The 24423-nt window shown below is 49.4% G+C and carries 17 protein-coding genes; 8 read left to right on the top strand and 9 right to left on the bottom strand.

From position 1 onward, the window contains the following. Positions 1–248: 248 nt before the first annotated feature. From DRJ53_RS08200 to DRJ53_RS08235, 8 genes are all read right to left on the bottom strand, one after another. Positions 249–2690, bottom strand: a complete 2442-nt coding sequence (locus DRJ53_RS08200) for an alpha-L-rhamnosidase-related protein (RefSeq protein ID WP_114235127.1) — start codon at positions 2688–2690, stop codon at positions 249–251. A 414-nt stretch (positions 2691–3104) separates the two neighbouring features. After that, on the bottom strand, positions 3105–3497 hold the full coding sequence (gene mnhG, locus DRJ53_RS08205) for a monovalent cation/H(+) antiporter subunit G (RefSeq protein WP_114235128.1): 393 nt from the start codon (positions 3495–3497) through the stop codon (positions 3105–3107). Next, complete coding sequence (locus tag DRJ53_RS08210) at positions 3490–3765, bottom strand: cation:proton antiporter (protein ID WP_114235129.1); 276 nt, start codon at positions 3763–3765, stop codon at positions 3490–3492. The genes mnhG and DRJ53_RS08210 overlap by 8 nt, the downstream gene beginning before the upstream one ends. Before the next feature lie 2 nt (positions 3766–3767). Beyond that, entirely contained in the window at positions 3768–4247 is a 480-nt protein-coding gene (locus tag DRJ53_RS08215) for a Na+/H+ antiporter subunit E (protein ID WP_204743370.1), read from the bottom strand. Further along, positions 4244–5776: a proton-conducting transporter transmembrane domain-containing protein gene (locus DRJ53_RS08220; protein WP_206609739.1), complete on the bottom strand. Its 1533-nt coding sequence runs from the start codon at positions 5774–5776 to the stop codon at positions 4244–4246. The genes DRJ53_RS08215 and DRJ53_RS08220 overlap by 4 nt, the downstream gene beginning before the upstream one ends. Beyond that, entirely contained in the window at positions 5763–6122 is a 360-nt protein-coding gene (locus DRJ53_RS08225; protein WP_114235131.1) for a Na+/H+ antiporter subunit C, read from the bottom strand. Before DRJ53_RS08225 ends, DRJ53_RS08220 begins: the two co-directional genes overlap by 14 nt. Before the next feature lies 1 nt (position 6123). Then, positions 6124–6534, bottom strand: coding sequence for a Na+/H+ antiporter subunit B (locus tag DRJ53_RS08230; protein WP_114235132.1), 411 nt, complete (start codon positions 6532–6534; stop codon positions 6124–6126). Next, entirely contained in the window at positions 6531–8840 is a 2310-nt protein-coding gene (locus DRJ53_RS08235) for a putative monovalent cation/H+ antiporter subunit A (RefSeq protein WP_114235291.1), read from the bottom strand. Before DRJ53_RS08235 ends, DRJ53_RS08230 begins: the two co-directional genes overlap by 4 nt. A gap of 597 nt (positions 8841–9437) precedes the next feature. Here DRJ53_RS08235 and DRJ53_RS08245 point away from each other — a divergent pair. The 6 genes from DRJ53_RS08245 to DRJ53_RS08265 all read left to right on the top strand — a co-directional run bounded on the left by DRJ53_RS08245 (position 9438) and on the right by DRJ53_RS08265 (position 14066). Next, on the top strand, positions 9438–10058 hold the full coding sequence (locus tag DRJ53_RS08245; RefSeq protein ID WP_114235134.1) for a hypothetical protein: 621 nt from the start codon (positions 9438–9440) through the stop codon (positions 10056–10058). Next, positions 10055–10357: a winged helix-turn-helix domain-containing protein gene (locus tag DRJ53_RS08250; protein WP_114235135.1), complete on the top strand. Its 303-nt coding sequence runs from the start codon at positions 10055–10057 to the stop codon at positions 10355–10357. Before DRJ53_RS08245 ends, DRJ53_RS08250 begins: the two co-directional genes overlap by 4 nt. Further along, entirely contained in the window at positions 10350–10520 is a 171-nt protein-coding gene (locus DRJ53_RS21270) for a hypothetical protein (RefSeq protein ID WP_155523202.1), read from the top strand. Before DRJ53_RS08250 ends, DRJ53_RS21270 begins: the two co-directional genes overlap by 8 nt. A 20-nt stretch (positions 10521–10540) precedes the next feature. Beyond that, complete coding sequence (locus DRJ53_RS08255; protein WP_114235136.1) at positions 10541–10879, top strand: potassium transporter KefB; 339 nt, start codon at positions 10541–10543, stop codon at positions 10877–10879. Between the two features lie 59 nt (positions 10880–10938). Next, entirely contained in the window at positions 10939–12180 is a 1242-nt protein-coding gene (locus tag DRJ53_RS08260) for a DUF4153 domain-containing protein (RefSeq protein ID WP_114235137.1), read from the top strand. Between the two features lie 257 nt (positions 12181–12437). Continuing rightward, positions 12438–14066: a serine hydrolase gene (locus DRJ53_RS08265; RefSeq protein WP_162303832.1), complete on the top strand. Its 1629-nt coding sequence runs from the start codon at positions 12438–12440 to the stop codon at positions 14064–14066. Between the two features lie 344 nt (positions 14067–14410). Here DRJ53_RS08265 and DRJ53_RS08275 read toward each other — a convergent pair whose 3' ends face one another. Beyond that, positions 14411–17680 (bottom strand): amidohydrolase family protein, encoded by a 3270-nt coding sequence (locus DRJ53_RS08275; protein WP_114235140.1) that lies wholly within the window; start codon positions 17678–17680, stop codon positions 14411–14413. 327 nt (positions 17681–18007) lie between these two features. Between DRJ53_RS08275 and DRJ53_RS08280 the strand changes: the two genes are divergently transcribed. Both DRJ53_RS08280 and DRJ53_RS08285 read left to right on the top strand, forming a co-directional pair. Beyond that, complete coding sequence (locus DRJ53_RS08280) at positions 18008–20890, top strand: DEAD/DEAH box helicase (protein WP_114235141.1); 2883 nt, start codon at positions 18008–18010, stop codon at positions 20888–20890. A gap of 272 nt (positions 20891–21162) precedes the next feature. Beyond that, a complete protein-coding gene (locus DRJ53_RS08285) occupies positions 21163–24366 on the top strand; it encodes a PAS domain-containing sensor histidine kinase (protein WP_162303833.1) in 3204 nt (1067 codons plus the stop codon). The last annotated feature ends 57 nt before the right edge of the window (positions 24367–24423 follow it).

Raw genomic sequence — 24423 nt, forward strand, 5'->3', positions numbered from 1 at the left:
GATTTGGCAATCGGGGCCACTTTTGGCTTGAGAAAATACAAATTTTCCAGTGAATGAGAGCAGTGTGCGACAAAAGCTTGGCTGCGGTCTAGGCAATGAACATATTTGTTGAGCAATTGGTTGCACTGCCCTATTCAATCTGCGCCTGCAAGATTAAGATGATTTAAAATTAACCTGTCGCAAAATGGGGTTAAATAACCTATATAAATCCTACAACCAGCTCATGGGACGGCAAAAGCATTAGTGAACTACAAAGGCACATTCAATACATTTTTTCCACCTTTTAAAGCATAGCTTTTTCCTTTCCATACAAACCTCCCCATTACCTGCGCTGGTAGCATGATGGTGGCCTGCACCGTTTTACTTATGGTTTTATATTGCACCGAAACACTGCCATCAGGGTGTGGCATTTCGCCGCTGATGTTTTGGATGGCACCTAAATACGGCTCTATTTTTACCCGGGCAAAACCCGGCGCATCGCTGTCGATGCCCAGTACGGTGCGAAACAACTCGATGTTCGGACTGGAGCCCCACGCATGACAATCGGAGCGGGTGGTGCTTACATCCGATGTTTCGGCCCAGGTGGTGAGGCCCTGCGCCATGTTTTCGCGCCAAATATCCAACCACGAAAGATACCGGGCACCGAGGCCCGCTTTTACCGACGCCTGGTGCACATAATATTTGAAGTAAATGGAGGCCTGTGCCAATGAAGTATCGGCCAACATTTTGCGGGCCACTGCTATGGCTTCGGGCCCGGCAACCATACCCGAAAGAATGGCTAGTGCATTGGCATGTTGCGAAAAAAGGTCTTTACTTTCCGTATCGGCAAAAAGCCCCCGGCCGCTGTGCCAATATTTTTGTTGAATGGTCTTTTTCAACTGTGCTGCTTTTGCTGCATACAACCGTGAAAGGTCCGCCAGGCCCAGCTTTGCTTCCATTGCTGCGGCCAATTGATAAGTCCACAACAGGTGTAGGTCCAGCACCGCCGATTCGCCCCTTTTGCCTACCGGCGCCATGCCATAATTCCATGCTTTTTCGCCACGCACCCAATCGGTAAAATTCCAATACGGCACATTTTTCAGCGAGCCATCGACTCCCTGGTAGCGTTCAAAAAAATGAATCACCTGCCGGGCACCGGGTAGTTTTTCACGGATGAAATTGGCATCGGGCCGGTACGTCCAGTAATCGTGCAACATGCCGATCCACCACAGCGAAAAAGTAGGAATCTGCTGGTGCAGGTCCGTTGGATACCGGCTCAATGTAATGCCCTCCGCCAGCCGCGAACGGTCCATGAGGTTAATAGCATAACGGCCAAGGCGATCATCGCCGCTGTTGTAAAAAGAAACCAGCGCCTGGATGCGGGCATCGCCAATGTATTGCAACTGCTCGTAGTAAGGGCAATCCATGTATGTTTCAAATGCACAAAGCCTTGCGGTGCGCCAGCCAATGTCCATCATTTGTTGCAGCTCCGCTCCTACCCCTTCCAGCTTTGCATTGTATTGAAACGGATAACCGGTGGCCGTGCCCCAAATATCTTCCAGCACCAAGGGCTCGGCAAGCGTCGTGATCTTAATTTGCAGATAGCGATATGTGCGCCACCACAACGGCGTGTACTCCTGCCCGTTAGTACCATCCGAAATGACGCTGTCCTTTTTACCAATGAAAATTTTGCCGGCCACTTCATTGCGGTTTTCCTTCGGCAACATTGGTAACGAAGGGCCATCAATCTTCTCGTTTTTGTGTACATAAAGACCTTCGGCATAAGCCATAGAAATGCCGGCACCCCGCCCGCCACTAAACTGCAATGTAGGGTAAGCATTGGTCAAAAAACCCTGGTCGAGTAAAAGCGTAGCGCTGGTGTTGGGCGGGATAGTTACAGCCGTTTTTGTAGCTGGAAAACCGTTAGGCACCTGCACGCCTTCGGCCCGACGAAGTGCGGCCAGTCGCTGCACTTTCATTTCCATTTGCGGCAGCGGCGAAGGCACCAGCATCCATCCCCTTGCATCCACCGACGCATCTTTGGTAAGGCCCTGACCTATTTCACGGGCAGCTGCCCACGTCGCATCGTTGTAGGTTTCATTCATCCAGCCTTTTACATGCTGCGCCATCTGCACCAGTTCGGCGGGGCCAGCCACGTAATAGCCCATTACTTTTACGCCAAGCGGCTGGTAGCTGCTGTCCTTAATGGCTTTCCAGGTTTTGTTTGTGTTGAGTATTTCTGCATCTGGTGTGGCACCCTGCATGATGAAACCCGTGAGGTAAGAGATTTGCGCTTCGGGTTTTAGCTTGCCTTCATTCCATACAAGTGCAGCAATAGTATTTTTCCCCTGGTGCAGGTAGGGCGCCAGGTCGATGGTTTCAAAGTTCCAGTAATACAGATCGCCACGTGCCGGGCCCTGGCTTACCTGCGTTCCGTTTACAAAAAGTTTATACCGGTTGTCAGCCGAAACATGCACCACAAAAGAAGCAGGCCGTTCGGCCAAATCAATAGTCTTTCGAAACTTATAAACACCATAATCCTTCAGACTCACATCCATGTGTGCATTCCAGCGGTTGATGGGTGTGCCGGGGCCGGTGACCCACTGGGCCTGCCAGGGTTGCTGCATAATATCCAAAGCGGCATCCTGAGCATGTGTCGAAATATGGGAAAACAGGGATAAAAGGAGCACCCGCAGCAAACGCAAGACCATATGGCAGCAATTTAGTTGACTGCATTAAGGTAAGAAAGCATTTGCATGAAATGAAGGCAGTGGAGATTTTGTGGTATGCAGGTGAACTGCATTGGTGCATGTTTAGAAAGTACGTTTGTTTGTGTGTGTGATGGCACTTTGTCCTACAAAGATCTAGTTGTTGCTTTTACTATATTGCTCCTGCAAAAAAGTAAAAGCAAGCAGGCCGAAATCAAATGGCAGCCTGAATTCGAGTCGGTTCCCTGATTAAGCTGTGGTGCTATTGTGATGAACGACAGTATGACTCTATTCAGCATTGATGCCAGTACACTAAGATTTTAATTTTTTATTGATAGCGCATCTATAATTTTCGTTTGCCCACAAGTAGTTCACCCTTCGATATCTTAAGCTTTAAAAATCGATAGTTCAAATAAGCTAATCTTGTATGATCTGCGCATCCTTTTCATCCGACGTTTCAATGCCATGCAGTGAGCCGTTTGAGCTGTCGTACATGCCTTCCAATTCGTCGGTGACGGTGTGCTCCCACATTTTTGTTTTGATCAAATACGCGGCACGGCCAATGAGTTGGGCGCTTACCGGCGCCGTAACCGTAATGAAAAATATAATGGCCAATACCCGTGAGGTAACACCCACGTTTTGAAAATAAAATGCCGCGCCAATCAGGATCAAACCCACACCTAACGTGGCAGCTTTAGTGGTTACTGAAAGGCGTAAATACAAATCCGGCATGCGCAGCATCCCGATCGATGCGAGCAAAATGGCAATGGCGCCGATACCGGAAAATATCATGATGAGGATGTCAATCATTGTTTCTTCTTTTTTCCAGGTAATAAGAAAAAGCCACCGTAGACAAAAACCCAATGAGTGCTACAACCATGGCAATATCGAGGAAAGTGCCCTGCTCCGTGAGCACGCTGTACACGGCAATAGAACCCAGGCCAATATTGACGAGCAAATCAAGCGACACCACGCGATCCACAATGCTGGGGCCTTTTAAAAACCGGATGAACACAAACACAGTGGAAAGCGACAGCACCGGCAAAATAAAATAAAGCAGATAATTGTATAAACTCATGATCACCGCATTATGTTGAGCAACGGCCTTTCGAGTCGCAGCTTGATTGATTCAATAAACTTCTCCCGGTCTTCGAGGTACATACCGTGCACATACATTACCCGTCTGTCGTCGGAAACATCCACCACCAGCGTGCCCGGCGTTAGCGAAATAAGGTTGGACAGCATCGTTATTTCCAGGTCGGTTTTTGCATCCAGTTCTATTTTCACAATACCCGGCTTCATGTGCAGGTTGGAGGTCATTACTTCGTAAGCCACCTGCCAGTTGGCCTTCAGCATCTCGTACAAAAAGAAAAAGAAAAAACCCAGCACTTTGAACGCAATCGTGAAATAGCGTTTGTCATCGCTGTTGCGGCTGATGATCCAAAGAATAAAATAACTGATGGCAAAACCCAGGAGGAAATTGAGGTACGTAAACGTGCCCGTGATGGCAATCCAAACCAGGGTAAGCATTACATTAAGTAAAAATCTTTTCTGCATCATGGCGTTACGTTTGTGGTTACACTGCCCAATACAGCATTGATATATGCAGAGGTGTCGATCAGTTCCGATGCGATCTGGTTCGACAAGCGAAAAATATTTTCAGCACCCAGCCCCATGTACAACGAAATAAAACTGAGAAACAGGATCGGGATGATCAGCATGGCCCTTTCACTCTGCGGCATCTGATCGTAATACCGAATGTGGGGCTTGCGCACCGGGTGCTCCCATTTTTTCCAAAACGCTTCGGACCAAAAACGGGCCAGTACAGACAAAGTAATGATGCTGCCAAAAATGAAGCTGCCCAGCAGGAAATAGTTGGCGGTAGTGAAGCTTTCGCTAAACAGGTTGATTTTGGGCCAAAAACCGGACAGCGGCGGCACACCAATCAGCGAAAACAGCGGCACTGCAATCAGCAGCGACAATAGTGGGTAGTTGGCATAAATGCCACCCATGCGTTTCATATTCAGCTCACCGCTTATTTTATACACCAACCCGCCAACGAGGAACAAATTTGTTTTGATGATGATGTCGTGAATGAGGTAAAAAACAGCACCCGATAACGCGGCAACAGTAAACATACCCAGGCCACCAATCATATAGCCAATATGGCACACGATGAGGTAAGAAAACATCTTGCGCATATTGGTTTGCACCACTGCACCCAGCCCGCCGCTGATCAGCGTCATTGCTGCCAGTATCACGATCAGCGATTTCATAAATGCATCGGGAATAAAGATCAAACTGAATACCCGCAGCAATGCATAGATGCCCACCTTTGTAAGCAGCCCCGCAAAGATGGACGAGATCGCAGCCTGTGGTGTGTGGTACGAATCGGGCAGCCAGAAATAGAGCGGAAACATGGCCGATTTAATGCCAAACCCCACCAGGAACAGAATGGCTGTAACCTGCACCAGGCCCTGGTTCTGGATGGTCTTTATTTTACCCGCCAGATCGGCCATATTGAGGCTTCCTGCCAAGCCATACAACACGGCAATGGCCGTTAAAAAAATCATCGAGGCCAGGAAGTTGAGCGTAAAATATTTTACTGCGCCTTCAATCTGCACCTTTTTACCACCTAGCGTAATGAACACAAACGAGGAAATGATAATAACCTCGAACCACACGTATAAATTGAAAATATCGCCGGTTAAAAAAGCACCGTTGAGGCCCATCACCAAAAAATGAAAACTGGGAAAATAACCGAATTTCATCCGGGCCCGCTTGATGGTAACCGATGAAAAAACCGTTACCGCGGCAGCTGAAATAGAGGCCAGCAACACCATGGTGGCGCTGAACGTATCGGCCACGAAGGTGATGCCAAAAGGCGGCCCCCAGTTGCCGGCCTGCATGGTTAATATTTCACCATCATATACCGCACTGAACAGGGATGCCGACACGACGATGGAAAGAATGCTGCCGGCAATGCTGATGATTTTTTGGGTGAAAATTCTTCTCCAGAAAAACAACAGAAGAATGGCCAGCGAAAACTGCAGCAGTACCGGTAAAATAATCAGGTTAATAGTCATCATCTTCTTCTGTTGAATGTATTTGGTCCATATCGTCGGTGTTCACCACCACATACGTTCGCTTGATCAGTACGATGGCAAAAGACTGCAGGCCGAAAGAGATCACAATGGCGGTAAGAATGAGCGCCTGCGGCACCGGGTCGGCGTATACCTGCCCCAGGTAGGTTGCGGTATCCGGAATGAGCGGCGGCTTTCCCCGCACCAATCCACCCAACAAAAAAATAAGCAGGTTCACGCCGTTGCCCAACAGCACCAGTCCCACCACCAGTTTTACCAGGCTGCGCCGCAGCATCAGGTAAATACCCGATGCATACAAGAGCCCCACAATCACGGCCAGAATAATCTCCATATTAAACTGCTTCTGATATCGAAAAAATAATGGTTAACGCCACGCCCAGCACTACGATGTACACGCCGAGGTCGAACAGCAATGCATTGCCCACCAGCCCAATTACGGGGATGGGTTTGCTGAGCCAAAGCCCGGTTAATAGTGGCAGGCCTTGGAACAGCGGCAACACCGCTGCAAACACGGCCAGGGCCAGCCCCACCGGCATCAGCCCCATGGGCCGGATGCGGAGCAGCTTGCGTGTTTGTCCCAGGCCAAATGCAAACGCATGCAACACAAATGCAATGGATGCAATGATGCCGCCCACAAAGCCGCCGCCCGGCAGGTAGTGGCCGCGCAGCAGGATGAACACGGAAAACAGCAACAGCAAGGGCAGCAAAAAACTGGCTGCCGTCCTAAATGTCAGGTGTTTCATAATTCCTGGTCGTATTTGTTTAATTGCAGTTTCAATAGGGCAAACACGCCCATCGCTGCAATGGTCAGTACTGTTATTTCAATCATGGTATCCACGCCTCGGAAATCCACAAGGATCACGTTTACCACGTTTTTTCCTTTGGCAAGTGCGTAGGAGTTTTCTGCAAAAAAATGGGTTGTTTCCTTGCTGGTGGGTTCGTTCAATACCTCGAGGCCCAGTATGGTAATGAGTGTTCCAAAAAACAGAGAAATCACCCCGTCGCGAATCCGGATGAGCCAATTGGAATAATGGATGTATTTGGGTAACCGGTACAGCACCAGCACAAAAAGGATCACGGTTAAAGTGTCGATGGCAAACTGCGTCATGGCCAGGTCCGGTGCGCTGTAAAACACGAAAATGAGACAGATACAATACCCGATCACGCCCATGGCCGCAACTGCTGCCAGCCGCGATGGCGTGTACACCACATAGATCACTGCCGCTGCCAGAATGAACATCACTACCATTTCGGCCGATGTCAGCGGCGACACTTTGGACAGTTCCACGTAAAATTTAACCTCGGTAAAAGATTTATACGCCAGCAAAACAGTAAGAAAAGAAATAATAACAAGCACGTATATGCGCAAATAGCCGTTTTGAGACAGCGATGTCCACAGGTGTGCCAACTCGCGGAACTTCCGGCTTAGGTAACCCGCAATGTTTTTTGGCGATGATGCTGACAAACCTGCCACCCATGCCGGCTGCCCCACCGATGGCTTGAACAGCAAATACAGCAGCAAACCACCGCCAATTGTAGCGGCGCTTAAAGCCAACACCACATTGAATCCATGCCACAACTGCAGGTGAAATGCCGGTGCCGTAGGATCGATAGACAGCAGCGCCGGCCCAACAATGCCGCCTTCAATAAGACCCGGAAACACACCGAGCAACAAGCTGCCAACGCCCAAAAGAAGGGGCGGCACCCACATACGCCAATCGGGTAGGTGCACGGTTTTATATGCATCGGGCAGCGGGCCAGCAAAGGGCCTGATGCCTGCCAGGATACTGGAATACAGGAGCAAAATATTGGTAATAACCGCCACGCCGGTTACCAGTGCGGCGCCCAACTCCGAGCCAAGCGTTGAGGCATAGATCAGGTCTTTGCCCACAAAACCAAAACTGGGCGGAATTCCCGAATTAGACAACATGGCAAGCGCCCCGGCAACGGCCACCGGCATCATTACTTTGCGCAGGCCAGAAAGTTTGGCGAGATCCCGGGTGCCGGTTTCGTGGTCAATAATGCCGGTGATCAAAAACAGGCTGGCTTTATACAAGGCATGCACAATGATAAAAACGGTGGCAGCCAGCAAAGCATCCGGCGTGCCCAGGCCAATTAAAAACACCAGCATACCCAGCGCCGATATGGTGGAATAAGCCAGTACTTCCTTGAGGTCCCTTTTAAAAATGGAATGAAACGCCGCATAAAACATGGTAAAGCCCCCGAAGATCATCAGCGTATTGTTCCATGCAGGCACATTGCCCAGCACTGGCGTAAACCGTGCCAGCAGGTAAATACCTGCTTTCACCATCGTGGCCGAATGCAGGTAGGTAGAAACCGGCGTTGGCGCCTTCATCGCACCGGGCAACCAAAAATGCAGCGGGTATTGTGCCGACTTTGAAAAAGCGCCAATGAACAGGAATGCAATGATGACCGGGTACAGCCCGTTGCCTTTCAATGCATCGGCGGAACCAATCATTTCGTTAATAGAATAAGTGCCGCTGATGTTACCGATGAGGGCAAAGGCGCCGAGCAAAAAGAACCCGCCCAGGCCAGTAATGGCCAGCGATACCAACGCCGACTTCCGCGAGTCGCTGTTTTCATTATTGTAACCAATGAGGAAAAACGAACTGATACTGGTAAGTTCCCAAAAAATAAACAGCGTGAAAATATTATCGGAAAGCACCATGCCCAGCATGGCACCCATAAAGATGCAGAGGTAGCCGTAAAACCGGTCGAGGTAGCGGTCGCCCTTCATGTATGCCGAGGTGTATAAAAATACCAGCGTACCGATGCCCGTGATCATCAAGGCAAAGAGCAGCGACAAACCATCTACCAGGAAGTTGAAATTGATGCCCATTGAAGGCACCCACTCGTATGAAATAAGTGCGGCTTTATTTGCCGATACCTGCGGAATAAAATTGAGAAAATACAGGAACAAACAAAGGGGCAGCGCCGTGAGCAGAAAAGACCATTTACCACGCAACAGCTTGCCCAGGAATGGAACAAATGAGGCAACTATAAATCCGGAAAGTACAGCTAATAGCATGCATGATAATTTAAATCCGGCGGGCAACATCCGTATGCCTGCCGGGTTGTGTTGGCTACAACAAATAGAAATTAGCACTACTCCCTACCCCGCTATGTGGCTACACAATTTAGTTTTATCCGTTTAGGTAAACAATTATAAATGCACTGGTTACACGCCTTATATAGACAGCCAAATACATGTGTTGCGGCCACAACTACCAATTGTTGCATGATAAATGTTATACCGGGCACAAAAAAATGCAAAAGGCACTTTAACAAAAATGTACCACGCAACCATTTCATCATGCACAAAAATCAGCCCAACGGTTGGTGCAATTCATTCATGTAAAAAGATTCGCATCTTTTGCATCGGTACAAGTTTGCAGATAGTAGCGATCGATTTGCACCGACACAATCCAAACCCCTTCCACAATACATCGCTGCTGCAACAAATCTGTTTTGCAGAAATGCCTTAAGAAAACAGTTGCTTCGCAATGGGACGCAGCGATCCGTTTCAAATGCTTCACTACTTCCAACCCTTTGCTACCATTTGCAAAAAATAGTTTTGGCGAAACAAAAAATTAGCCTTTAACTTTGAAGCACAAAGTACTTTTAAATGAAAGAGCAGCAGGAGTATATTCGGGACATAGCGGAAATGCGCTCCCTGATGGAGCGTTCTTCCAAGTATATGTCGCTGTCCGGTTTGTCGTTCATCATGGCCGGCATCTATGCTTTGATCGGGGCTTATATTGCCCACAAGGCATTCCGCTTCAACCCCGGTGCGCTTACCGATGGTGCTACCTACGGCTCATTTGCCAACCTGCCCAAAATTGTTTTCCTCGCCGTCGCCATCCTCATCCTGGCTGTGGGCACCGCCATTTTTTTGTCGGTAAAAAAAGCGGGCAAACGTGGCGAACGTTTTTGGAATGCATCTGCGCGGCGGTTGCTGGTAAACATGGCCGTGCCGCTGGGTGCTGGCGGCATCCTCATTTTTATTTTAATGGATAAAGGGCTGGTGGCGCTGGTGGCACCGCTTACGCTGGTGTTCTACGGACTATCGCTGTACAACGCCAGCAAGTTTACTTACGGCGAAATAAGGAGTTTGGGTATTATTCAAATAGTTTTGGGCCTGGTGAGTTCCTACTTTACCGGGTACGGGCTCTTGTTTTGGGCGCTGGGTTTTGGCTTGGTCCATTTGGTTTACGGGGTTTATATGCACTACAGGTACGAAAGATGAACAATACAATCAACCGGTTACATAAGGCGTTCGAAAGCAGGATCAGGCTGGGCATCATGTCGGTGCTGGCTGTTAATGATATGCTTGATTTTAATGCACTCAAGGAGTATCTTGATGTAACGGATGGTAATCTGGCCAGTCACCTGAAAGGCCTGGAAAAAGAAGAATTCATCGGCGTTGAAAAAACATTTGTGGGCAAAAAACCGAACACCAAATATTTCATGACCAAGGCTGGTAAAAAAGCATTTGCCGATCATTTAACCGCGTTGGAAAAATTGATCAAAGGCGTAAATGAATAAGCAACAAGCAACATTTTTAAAACACATGACAAGAGCAACAAATCATATAAATGCGATGAACAAACAATGTACAGATGTTGACGCAAATGCGGTTGTACAATGCGTTGCAACCAACACCGCTATTTTTTTGCACCAATACTTTGCATTTCAAAGAACTTTTTAAACACTAAAATATTACATGCCATGACACAGCAAAACATCGGCACGCCACGCCCCATCAACACCAAAGCCGCAGCAAGCAGCGCCATGCTGGGCGCAGGTTTCGGGCTACTGCTCATTGCATTGTTTCTTTCCAGCGTAGACCAGCAGAACCCCGCCTGGCCACGGTTCTGGATGCTGCGGCCGCTGATCATCGTGCCATTGGCAGGTGGTATGGGCGGCTTATTTGCCCACCTGGTGCTGCACCTGCGTTACCGCGGTGGCCCGTTTAAAATATTGGCCTGGCCTGTTGCTATCACCGGGTTCATCGTTGCCTTGTTTTTGGGCACGGTGCTGGGCCTCGACGGAACGCTCTGGAACTAACAAAAACGCACGACCCAACACACCAAAACAATTCATTCAACTTATTAAATCGTCAACAAATGAAAGAGGAAATTCAGGCACACCTTACCGATGCCCACCAGCTCGAAAAGTTGTACCGCACCAACAAATCACAGTTCAAACAAAGTTTTGGCACACTGTACCCCGAAATAAAAGGCACCCCCATTGCCGACTGGTGGAATGAGCGGCTCAATTATGAAAACGAAGAGATCAGTTGGGGCACCGGCAAAGAACTGTTTTGGGTATTGATCGGTGTATTGATTGCTGGACTTATTGCCAAAATTCCCGCCGTCTTTGGCATTGACGAAGAGTACTTTTACCCACGCAACATAAGCTTCATTGTGTTCCCGGTATTGTCGGCATATTTTGCCTGGAAAAATGAATTGCCCAAAGGCAAAATTGCATTCATCGCCGGTGCCATGCTGGCCGCTTTGATATTCATCAATTCCTTACCGCAATCACAAACCAGCGATACATTGGTATTATCCTGTATTCACCTGCTCCTGTTTCTATGGACGCTGTTGGGCATTGCCTTTGTGGGCAAAAAAGACAGCAGCGATCTGCGATTGGGCTTTTTAAAATACAACGGCGACCTGGTAGTAATGACCACGCTGATCCTCATTGCAGGCGGCATCATGACCGGCATTACAATCGGGCTGTTTTCCTTACTGGGCCTCAACATCGAGGAGTTTTATTTTAAAAACATCGTGGTGTTTGGATTACCTGCAGCACCCATCATCGGCACTTATCTTACCCGCACCAACCCGCAATTGGTTGGTAAAGTTTCGCCGGTGATTGCAAAAATTTTCAGTCCCTTGGTACTGGTGATGCTCGTTATTTACCTCGTGGCCATGGTGTATTCCGGCAAAGATCCGTACAACGACCGCGAGTTCCTCCTGATCTTTAATGCGCTGCTTGTTGGTGTAATGGCCATCATTTTCTTTTCTGTTGCCGAAACAGCCAAAAGCGAAAAAAGCCGCTGGGAAATCTGGGTGCTTCGTTTGCTGTCGGCCGTTACCATTATTGTAAATGGCATTGCGCTTTCGGCCATCGTATTCCGCATTTCCGAGTGGGGTATTACACCCAACCGGTTGGCTGTACTCGGTGGTAATGTTTTGATCCTGGGCAACCTGTTGCTGGTAACGGTGCAACTGTTTCGTGCTGGCTTCAACAAGGATGAACTGTCTGGCGTGGGAAAAGCCATTGCCTCCTACCTGCCGGTGTATATGGCCTGGGTAGCCATCGTTACCTTTTTGTTTCCGTTCTTTTTTGGGTTTAAATAAAAGTCCGGGCGGTAGATGTTGCGAGGCTGCAATGTTTACCGCCCATTTTTTCCGCATGTGCTTTGAATTTCAAAGCAAATAAACAATACTATTAAAATTATTCAACTGCGCTACATATGAAACGAATCAACATGTTTAAATGGATTACTGCGGCAGCGGCTAGTAGCACCAATGAGGTGAAAACAAATACCCCACTTCCAAATCGAAAAGTTTCCAACACAAGTTGCCAGGCGATTCAAAAACATTCATCAGCCATTTTGTTTGCAATCGTAAGCTCACTGGTATGCACAACCGCTTTTGCACAGGACAAAAATGCGGAAATAGACAAGATCTTTAGCTGGATAGAAAAAGATGCGCCGGGCTGTGTTTGCGCGGTATCGCAAAACGGGCAGATTGTAGCCAACCGGGCTTACGGCCTGGCCGACTTGGAGCGGGGCACACCACTTACCACATCATCGGTATTTGATGCGGGCTCGGTGGTCAAGCAATTTGTGGCGGCATCGGTATTGCTGCTGGTTGAAAATGGTCGGCTTTCCCTGACCGAAGACATTCGAAAATACATACCCGAACTGCCCGATTATGGAAGCAGGATCACCCTCGACCACCTGATGACCCATACCAGCGGCATCCGCGATTGGACTGGACTGAAACCTTTAGCTGAAGGCGATCCCGATGCGTTGACCCTAACGCTGCGGCAACGTGGCCTCAACTTTAAACCGGGCGATGAATGGGCTTACTCCAACAGCGGATACGTGTTGCTGAAAGAAATTGTGGCCCGTGTCAGCGGCATGCCGTTTTCCCGTTTTACACAGGATCGCCTATTTACACCCTTGCAAATGAGTTCAACCAGGTATGTGCTCGATATGAATGAAGTGGTGAAAGACCGGGTGCTGGCGTATAAAAAAGAAGGCGCGGCATGGAAGCTTGACGTGTTGATGGGCAACGACCGCGGTGGCGGCGGTGCGCTATTCAGCACACCCGCTGACCTGGCCATTTGGAACGAGGCCCTGACCAGTGGAAAGCTGGGTGCATTTGTGACAAGGAAACTGCAGGAGCAAGCCACACTGAACAACGGCCGAAAATTGAGTTATGCCCGCGGCCTCAACATCGAGCCGTTTCGCCGTGGTGGCCAACTGGTATGGCATAGCGGCGGTGCAGCAGGCTATAGCACCAACGTGGGCCGGTTACCCCAACACGGCCTTTCCGTTGCCATCATGTGCAATGTGGATGGCGGTGCCCGTTCGGCATATGCGGCACGCCTGTTCAACCTATTTTTACCAGCAGGAACCGATGCTCCGGTTGCTGGCGCAACAGACACAAAGGTTGATATCTCGCCAGCGGAACTCAATGCCCGCGCCGGCTTATACTTCAACGAACAAACGGGCCAGCCGGTGCGGTTGATCATGGCAAACAATGCGCTGACGGTTGCCGGTGCCGGTCCGCTTGTGCCATTGGCAACAGACCGCTTCCATAACCGCGAAGGTTCACCATCTTTTCTGTCCGAAGCAAAGTTTGAACTCACTTTTACATCAGCAGATGCATTTGAGATCAATACAACAGAGGGTGAAAAAATCCGCTTTCGCCGTGCCCGTGCTTTTGCGCCTGCATCCGGCGAATTGTCAGCGCTGGCAGGCCGTTATGAAAGCACGGAGTTGGGAACGATCATGGAAATAGTGCCAGAAAAAGAAGGCATCCAGATGCGCTTTTACCGCAATCCCAGCAAATCGATTTTACTAAAGCCCGCAGACGAAAACACATTTATGACCGGCATGATGACTGTGCGGTTTGTACGTGATAGCGCAGGGAAAGTTACAGGCTTTGATTATGGCAACCCGCTGGTGCGCAACATCAGGTTTGGTCGGGCAAATGATGTGAGAAGTAAATAAGATCATCGTTGTTTTTTTAAAGACAGAAGCCTGTTTTCTTGTGCATGAAAAGCGAAAAATCATGTTTCCGCACACCATAAAATACACATGCGAATTGAGCAAACCTTGCATTTGTCATGCTGAGCGCACCGAAGCATCTGATTGTCATAAATGAATGCACCGGTGCAGAAAAAGTAAATTCTTTAATGCTTTGAAATTTGCCCTGGTTCAGGCTCAGATCCTTCGCTGCGCTCAGGATGACAGGCAAGACGCTGCGGCGAATGGACAAAACAAAATCATTGGGCCTTAATACACATAAAAAAACGCAGTACCTACGTACTGCGTTTTGTATAAATCAACCTTTCTTATTGTTTACCACACAAGCAGTGCTGTGCATGCTCATGCGTCAACGTTTCGCTTTGAAAGCCAAACGCCTCCCAGTTTTTCCGAACTTCCCAATAAAACTTAGGGCGTTGCTTTTCTGCGTTGCCCACTTCGTTCATGGTTTCCGCATCGTATAGCCTGCCATTTACCATCGTGTATTTAATGCTTTCCGTATTGCGGATGTTTTCCAACGGGTTGGCATCCAGCACCAGCAGGTCGGCGAGTTTACCCGCTTCCAACGAACCAATATGATCATCAAAACCCAACGAACGTGCTGGTAAAATAGTAGCGGTTTGCAGTGCCTGATGATTGCTCATGCCACCTTGCTGCATCATCCAGATTTCCCAATGCGCACCCAATCCTTGTAACTGTCCATGTGCGCCCATATTCACCGGCACACCGGCATCGAGCAGGTTTTTGGCTTGCTTCGATAATTGAATGTGCCCGTTTTCATATTCTTCTTCGGGCAACATGGTGCGGTGGCGGCTGCGGGTATCTATTACACCGCGGGGCGTAAACCGTGCCAGGCGGCTTTTTTCCCAAACATTGGTGTGCTGGTACCAGTAGTATTCGCCACTAACACCGCCATACGAAACGATGAGTGTTGGCGTATACGCGGTGCGTGATTGCTTCCACAACTCAATCACATCTTTGTGCAGCGTGGCTATCGGAATATTGTGTTCAATGGTGGTATGTCCATCCAGTATCATGCTCATGTTGTGGAAAAAGAATGAGCCTCCTTCAGGCACCACTTCCATGCCCAGTTCGCGGGCTGCCTGTATGATCATCTGGCGCTGGTCGCGGCGCGGCTGGTTGTAGCTTTTTACCGAAAAAGCACCAAACGCTTTGGTCCGACGCAATGCGCTGCGGGCATCGTCAATGCTGTTGATCACAGCCTTAAAATCGCCTTCCGCACCATACAAAATAGTGCCGGTAGAAAACACCCGCGGCCCCACCATGCGGCCGGTTTTCACTAGCTCGCTTTGTGCAAACACCATTTCAGAATTTGCCGAAGGATCATGCATCGTAGTTACGCCATAAGCCAGGTTTACGTAATAAGGCCAGTGCTTTTGCGGCGTGATGCCGGTGCGAAAATGGTTGCCATGTGCATGTGCATCAATAAAGCCGGGCAAAATGGTTTTGCCGGTGGCATCGATCAACTTCGCCCCTGCAGGCACCGCCACTTCATTGGCACGGCCCACCGCTTTGATTTTATTTCCTTCAATAACTACGGTGCCGTTCTCAATTACTTCGGCGCCCTTCATGGTAATGATGCGGGCATTGGTAAATGCGATGGTGCCTTGTGGCTTATCCGTTTTTGCAGTAAGGCCCACTGCGATGCCTTTTTCCGGTATCACAAATGCACTGTCGGGACGGCCCGCCACAAACTCAAATCGATCTTCGAGGTTGATGGTAAAATATTGGTCGCCAAGTGTGTAGTGCAATTGCTTTCCGTTGTTGTTCCAGTGCAGGTTGATGCCTGCATCGCGGGATACTTTTTTGACCGGAAAATCTGACGTAGTACTACCAATATCTACCGTTTTACCAACGGCAGGAAATGTAGCAATGTACACGTTGTGCAGGTCTACAAACGCAATCCATTGCTCGTCGGGCGATACAACAAACTGGCTGCCATACATGCTTTTCAGGTGTACCCGTTCGTCAAACCCATTGAGGTCGCTGCTGGCAAAATTGCGGTTGGTGCCGCCGCCTACCTGGTAAAAAATGCGGTCGCCGCTTTTATTGAAACGGGGCATATCTCCACGGGCAGTTATAAACGTTTGTACGCCGCCGTTAGCCGGCATGGTGTAAATGCCCGGCTGCGCAGTAAATGCATTGCCCAGCACATCGCTGCTGCCTTCTTTGCGAAAAACAATGAGCTTGCCATCCGGCGAAAATTGCGGCATGCGGTAAATACCTTTTTCCTTCGTCAGTTTCACAGGCTTTGCCGCACCGTTCATGTTAACGCTGTAAATAGCACCTGCATCCACATCGTTCCAGGTGGTGTACAACAGCGCTTTTCCATCTGTGGAAAACTGTGGTTCAAATTCAAAGTCGGCGCCTTTGGTTATTCGCTCCGGTGTACCGTTGGGTAGGGCCTTTTTCCACAAATAACCAAGCGCATTAAACACAAGCCACTTGCTGTCGGGCGATGTAACCGCATGACGGATAACATTTACTTTGAATTCATCTTCATTGATGTTTTGCTTGAACCGAACCGCTTCTGCAATCTTCTGATTTACGGTAACCGTAAACGGAATATCAACAGCAGTATTTGGTTTTGCAATGTCGATGCGGTTGATTTTTCCATTACTCCACAAAATGATGGCCTTGTCGTCGGGCGTCCATGCAAAGCCAGGGAAAGAACCAAAAATGGTCCATGCTTCCTGCTGGTCTTTCGATAGCTGGTCGTACACAGGCCACTCCTCGCCGGTTTCCAGTTGGCGCAGATACAGCACCGATTTGGTGCGCACTCTTTTTACAAAAGCCAGCGTTTTACCATCGCGGGAAAGCTGCGGCCGCACGGCGCCTCCGGGTCCGCCGGTTACATTTTCCAGCGTGCCTTTTTCGCGGTCAAACCGGCGGATAACGAAAATCTGGTTGTTGGGGTCTTTGTTGTATTGAAACGCACCGCCGGGGTACATGTCTTCGCTGAAATATACATAGCGGCCGTCCGGCGACACCACGGGTTCGTTCACATCCTGCTGGTCGTTTTTGCGGGCTGTCAACTGTATGCCCCCTCCCCCGCTGATGTGGTACATCCATATTTCACCGGCACCTAGGGAGCGGCCTGATGTAAAATGCTTGCGGGCCACAATGTACTGCCCGTCGGGCGACCATGCAGCGTTGTTTAGCAGGCGGAAGGTTTCTTTGGTGATTTGCTTTGCATTGCTGCCGTCGCGGTCCATCACCCAAATATTATCGCCACCGCCGGCATCGGATGTAAACAGGATTTTCTTACCATCGGGGCTGTAGCGCGGCTGCACTTCAAAGGGTAATCCCTGGCGCAGCACTTTGGCTGTGCCGCCGGTCGAAGGCATCGTATAAATGTCACCCAACAAGTCGAACACGATCTCTTTTCCATCGGGAGCAAGATCGAGGTTCATCCAGGTGCCTTCGTTTACCGTAAAGGATACATTTTTGTACGTACCCTCCGGGTTGGCCACGTCCCATTTTTTCTGCCCCTGTGCACCGGCCACAGCACACGCCATCGCCGCACTTGCTGCCAGCAACCATTGTTTTACATTCATAGTTTAGAAAATTAAGCGCCTGAAAGATAAGGCAAGTGGGCCTTGGAATGAAGCAGCAGCGGCGAAACTGCTTATATTAAAAACACGAGTTATTTAAGGAAGCCGCCTGGTGTTTTACTCCAATTTTTAAACAATACAGGCTAATAAAACAATCCGCTCAAAACCGAATAAAGCGACTAGCTTTTACCCGTATGATTCAGTTAAGTTTGTGCCTGCAAGTAAAAGGCGAATTTTTCAATAAAAAAATACGCACCGCTGCGCTGCATAAAAAAGAAGCCATCGGGTTGTTTTACATTCCAATCTTAAGTTTGAGCCACCGATAGAAAAATGGAACCCATCAGCGAACTACAACACCTACTGCTGCCGCAGGAAGAACAGCCCTTTTTCGCGGCCAGCGATAAGGATTTGCGCATTGTGGTGCTGAAACAATTCCGGTTTCATAAATCGCTGTCCATCGAGGTGTTTAATGCGGCCACAACACAAGCAGGCAAAATCAAAAACCCGCTTACACCAATCAGTGCTGCCGACGCGGCCCTGTTCAGCAGCAACCCCGATGCGTTGCTTTTTTACACCTGCATCAGCCGGTTCCAGGCTAACCCAACCGCTGCCAAAACAGCCGCCGATATCAGGGCACTCAAAACCATCATCAAAAACCCGCTAGGCCTGCGTTTTTTTTACCACAACACTGAGTTTTCGGAAAACGTTAGTGCCGGCTCATTGGTTGAAATAACGGTTGGCAAGGTATTGAGCAAATGCCTGCTGCTGGTAAACAAACAGGAACCATTTTTCAACATTGTACCGCAACTGCAAATTGGCGACGCGATGCTGCATCCGCAGCAGATGCAGGTAAAATACGAATACTTTGTGCTGCACGATGGTGCCATGCACCTGGCAGCTAATCTTACTATTGTAAAACTGCTGCAATACTTTGCCACACGTCCTTACATGCAGGTGCATGCGCAACAGTTCAATGCGTTTAATGAAGGTGTGCTGGTCAAACTGGAAGATCATGTGGAAGTGGTGCACACGTATATCGACCGCGCCACTGGCGCACAACTTGAAGCTGCGGGTTGGGAAGGTGCACGGGAACGCATGATTTACCTGTCGGACCTGAACCAATACGTGATCATCAACCCTGTAATGCGCTATGGCAGTATTGAAGTGCCGGTGCGCAGCAAAAAAGCGGTGTACCTGCCCGATGCCCGCGGCCGCATGATGGCGATGGAACGCGACGAACGGGAAGAAGATAATTTTATAGCCCTGATGTTGCGGCAACACCCGCTTTTTTACGAACAACTGGAAGACAGCTTCCCCTATTTTTACCTGCACCGCGACCGCTTTTTGGACGAAGACTGGTTTCTGGAAACCTTTGCTCAATGGCGTGCAGCAGGCATTTCCATATATGGTTTTAACCAAATAAAAGGCAACAAGCTGAATGCACACCGGGCCGGAATTTCGGTGCAGGTGCAAAGCGGGCTTAATTGGTTCAACACAAAATTAAAAGTGCAGTATGGCAAGCAAAATGCATCGCTGAAACAACTGCAGCAAGCAGTGCGAAACGGCAGCCGTTATGTGCAATTGGATGATGGCACACTGGGCATTTTGCCCGAAGCATGGATTGAGCGGATGCAACAATTTTTTGCTGCTGCCGAAATCATGGGCGAAGACCTTATTACGCCCAAGCCACATTTTGATGCGCTGGCGCAATGGTATAAAGAAGAGGAGCTTGATGATGAAGTGAAAGCTTCCATTCAAACCTACCGGCAAAAGCTGTACGACCTTAAAGCGATGGAACCGGTGCCAGCACCGAAAGGGTTGCAGGCACAATTGCGCACTTACCAATTACAAGGCCTTAGCTGGCTGGCTTTCCTCAACGAACATGGGTTTGGTGGTGTGCTGGCCGATGATATGGGTTTGGGCAAAACGCTGCAGGTAATTGCGTTGATGCTGCTGTTGAAAGAGAGGGGCATTTCGGAAACGCATTTGGTGGTAGTACCCACTTCGCTGCTATTCAACTGGCAAGCAGAAATAGCCCGTTTTGCGCCATCGCTGAACGTTTACTTATTACATGGCAGCGACCGCAAGAAAGACGTTACCGCATGGGATCGATATGATATAGTGCTTACCTCCTATGGCACGCTGCTGGCCGATGTGGGCTACCTGCGACGCTACACGTTTGGCTATGTATTTTTAGATGAATCGCAGCAAATAAAAAACACCGGCTCGCAACGATACCATGCGGCGCGGCTGCTGCGATCCAGGAACAAACTGGCTATTACCGGCACGCCCATCGAAAACAATACGCTGGATCTGTATGCGCAAATATCTTTTGTACTACCGGGTTTGTTGGGCAACCAAAAGTATTTCCGCGATGTGTATTCAACGCCCATTGATAAGTTTGAAGACAGCCGCCGCGCAGCCGAACTGCAGCGAAAAGTGGCACCCTTTATATTGCGCCGCACCAAAGAAACAGTAGCACAGGAACTGCCCGACAAAACAGAGCAGGTAATGTACTGCCCTATGGGCGATGCGCAACGTGCCGTGTACGATGCGTATGAAGGCGAGTTGCGCGATTACCTGGAAGGCAAAATGGAAGACGAAATTTTGCGCAATGCGATGCATGTGCTGCGTGGACTTACACAGTTGCGCCAGATTTGTAACGACCCGAGGTTGTTGAATGCAGGAGACAAACAGCCCGGCGGCTCATCGAAAATAACGGCGCTGATGGAGCAAATTGAAACCAAAGCACCACAGCATAAGATCCTGGTGTTTTCGCAGTTTGTTTCCATGCTCGATCTTATACGCGAAGAGTTGGATAAAAGCGGCATCGGCTATGCATACCTTACCGGCGCCACCCGCAACCGGGAGGAAGTGGTAAATCGTTTTCAAAACGATGCGCAGGTGCGGGTGTTTTTGCTGAGCCTTAAAGCTGGCGGCACCGGCCTAAACCTAACTGCTGCATCGTATGTATACCTTGTTGATCCGTGGTGGAACCCTGCTGTGGAAGCACAGGCCATCGACCGTGCTTACCGCATTGGGCAGCACAAAAACGTGCAGGCCATCCGGCTGATTTGCCCTGGCACAGTGGAGGAAAAAATGATGCTGTTGCAACAAAGTAAAAAAGAACGGTTTGCAGGTTTGGTACCGGGCGGCAAAGACCTATTCAACACCATGACCAAAGACGATTGGAAAGCGGTGCTGGGTGGATGATGTGGGATTGTTTTCATTGCTCTTTTCTCTAACTGTATTTCAATGCTTACATCACCAAAACCGCAACTTTTGAAGATGCATCTGAACAAATTCAGTTCACATTTTTCCTGCTTAAATATTAGTTGACGAATCATTTCTATCCCATACTTCAACAAGGCCCGCAACACCACAATCCCGTTTAAAAAACCTCACTTTTACCAAAGCATAAGATTGACGTTGTTTAGATTTTAAGGGCTATTTTTATTGCCTATAACATGACGTCAAACCCTTCCATGAAAGTTTCCCCGCCTGCCGGGGACTTTTCCATTTTTGAAGCCAGGCCGGGCATTGCCATGCTGCTCCTGCCCGATGCCCCCGTTTATACCATCGTTGCCATCAGCAACGACAGCCTTGCCATGATCGGTAAGGAACGAGCAGAGGTGACGGGCACTGGCTTGTTCGATGTTTTTCCGCCCAACCCCCAACTGCGCGAAGATGTTGTGGACAACCGGCTGCGCAGTGCGTACGATTGGGTGCTGCAGCACAAACAACGCTACGCCCTGCAACTGATTCGCTACGACCAGCAGGTTGAAGACGGCATTTTTACCGAAAAATACTGGAAGGTAGTGGTGACGCCGATACTGGCTGCAGGCGAAGTGGAATACCTCATGCACACGGCCGAAGATATAACGGCAACAGTAAAGGCGGAGCAATCAGAAGTGGCCCGGCTGGACCTGGAAAGGGCCTTTAAAAAAGTAGAAGAAAGCGAAGAAAAATACCGCACCCTGTTCAATACAATGGAACAGGGTTATTGCACGTTGGAAGTCATTTTCGATGAAGCGGGCAAATGTGTGAACTACCGCTACGTTGAAACCAACCCCGCGTTTGAGCGGCAATCAGGCTTGGTTGATGTGGTGGGCAAAACCATCGATGATATTTTCCCCGGCATTCAATCGATGTGGTTTGCCGTGTACGAACGGGTGGTAAAAACCGGCAACCCCGAGCACCGTACTGAGGAGTCGGAACACCTGGACCGCTGGTTCGACATTTACGTGCACCGGCTTGGCAGCGCCGAAAATTGCCGGGTGGGCGTATTTTTTACCGACGTTACCGAACGCATCCGCCAGGAGCACCGGTTCCGCAGCGTGTTGGACCAGGCCCCCGATCCCATTTTTATACTGATGGGCCCGCAGTTTGTGCTGGAGGTGGCCAACCAGGCCTTGTACAACCTGTGGCAGGTAGGCCCCGAAGCCCTGCACAAGCCACTGCTCGAGATACTGCCCGAAATGAAAGAACAGGTTTTCCCCGAACTGTTGCAACAGGTGTTACAAACCGAAAAAACTTTTACCGGCGTAGAAATGCCTGCGTTGTTTAAACGCAAAAACGGCCAAGTCGAAAAACGGTACTTGAACTTTTCTTACCAGCCTTTTCGCGAAGCTGGCGGCAAGGTTACCGGCGTGCTGGTAACGGCTACCGATATTACCGGCCAACTGGAAGCCAAAAGAAAACTGCAGGAAAGCGAACGCAACCTGCGCAACACCATTTTGCAGGCACCCGTGGCCATGTGCATTTTGCGTGGCCCCGACTATATGGTGGAAGTAGCCAACGACCGGATGTTTGAGCTGTGGGGCAAAAGCAGTGATGTGCTCCTGGGTAAGCCGCTGTTCGAAGCCTTGCCTGAAGTAGGTAACCAGGGCTTCGAAGAAATGCTGGGTCAGGTGTTTTATACCGGCAAACCAGTGGCTGCATCTGAAGCTTCGGTTACACTTCCCCGTGATGGCCGCATTGAGTCGGTGTATGTAAACTTTGTATATGAGCCGTTCCGCGAAGGCGATGGCAGTATATCAGGCATTATTGTGGTGGCCACCGACGTAACCAACCAGGTAAAAGCACGGTTAAAGATCCAGGAAAGCGAACAGCGGGTACGGTCGTTTGTAGACAGCGCGCCTTTCCCTATCGGCGTGTATGTTGGCCCCGACATGCGCATTGAACTGGTAAACCAATCGATTATTGATGTGTGGGGAAAAGGCAGTGATGTGGTAGGTAAAACCTACGCTGAAGTGTTGCCCGAGTTGCGTGCAAGCGGCATTTACGAGCAGTTGTCCAGCGTGTATCATACAGGCGTGCCTTATCATGCCCGCAACCAGCAGGTAAACCTGGTGGTAGACGGCGTGCTGCAACCTTTCTTTTTTAATTACAGCTTTACGCCGCTTACCGATACAAGAGGAAAAATATATGGCGTAATGAATACGGCCGCTGACGTTACCGACCTGATGCTGGCCCGCCAGAAAGTAGAGCAAAGCGAACGCAACTTCCGCAGCATGATTCTGCAGGCGCCGGTGGCCATGTGCATCTTGCTTGGCGCCGATCATATCATCGACACGGCCAACGAATTGATGATACAACTGTGGGGCAAGGAAAAGGCTGCGGTAATGCAAAAGCCGCTGTTTGATGCACTGCCCGATTTGCGGGAACAAGGCCTGGAACCGCTGCTGCACGATGTGTACCACACGGGACAAACATTTACGGCCAACGAACGGCCGGTTGACCTGCTGCGCAATGGCGAGATGGAAACTGTGTTCCAGAATTTTGTGTACGAACCTTATCGCGATGCGGAGGGAAATGTGCTGGGTGTACTGGTCATTAGCATTGATGTGACGCAGCAGGTTTTGGCCCGCCAAAAAATTGAGGAACTTGTGGCACAACGAACCACCGAACTGGCGCAGGCAAATGCTGCGTTGCTGAAGACAAATGCCGACCTGAAACGCCTGAATATAAACCTTGAAGAATTTGCCTATGCCGCATCACACGACATGAAAGAACCGGTGCGGAAGATTCACTTTTTTGCCGACATGCTGAAGGCAGAACTGCACGACAAACTGGATGAAAAACAAACCCGCCATTTCAGCAGGTTAGAAGGTGCGGCCAAACGCATGTCCACGCTCATTGATGACCTGCTGGCTTACTCGCAGGCTACCAAAGGAATTGCCAACGAAGAAGAGGTAAACCTGAATAAAAAAGTGCAGCTGGTACTGGAAGACCTGGAACTGGAAGTGCAGCAAAAAAACGCGCAGATCACGGTAGGCCCGCTGCCCACCATCAGGGGTAATAAAAGGCAGTTGCAGCAATTGTTTCAAAACCTGATCAGCAATGCGTTAAAATACAACAAGCAAGGCACCGTGCCCGAAGTGGAGATCACGGCGAAAAAAGTGCAGGGCAAAGATGCTCGCCCTGGCCTGCCGGCGGCAAGTGCAGCGCAATGGTATCATTTAATTGAAGTGCGGGACAAAGGCATCGGCTTCGATCCAGCCGACTCGGAGCGCATTTTTTTGGTGTTTACCCGCCTGCATGGAAATGCCGAATACAAAGGCACCGGCGTGGGTCTTTCCATTGTGCAAAAGGTGGCCGAAAACCACGGCGGCATGGTATGGGGTGAGAGTGTGCCGGGTGAAGGTTCAGTGTTTAAAGTGCTGCTACCTGTAAATTTTGGCAGCTAAATATTTGGGCTTTTGTAAACGACAAAATGATTGAATGGATGTAACGAAGGTGTGGGT

This window comes from Paracnuella aquatica, from assembly GCF_003332885.2.
Classification (GTDB): Bacteria; Bacteroidota; Bacteroidia; order Chitinophagales; family Chitinophagaceae; genus Flavisolibacter; species Flavisolibacter aquaticus.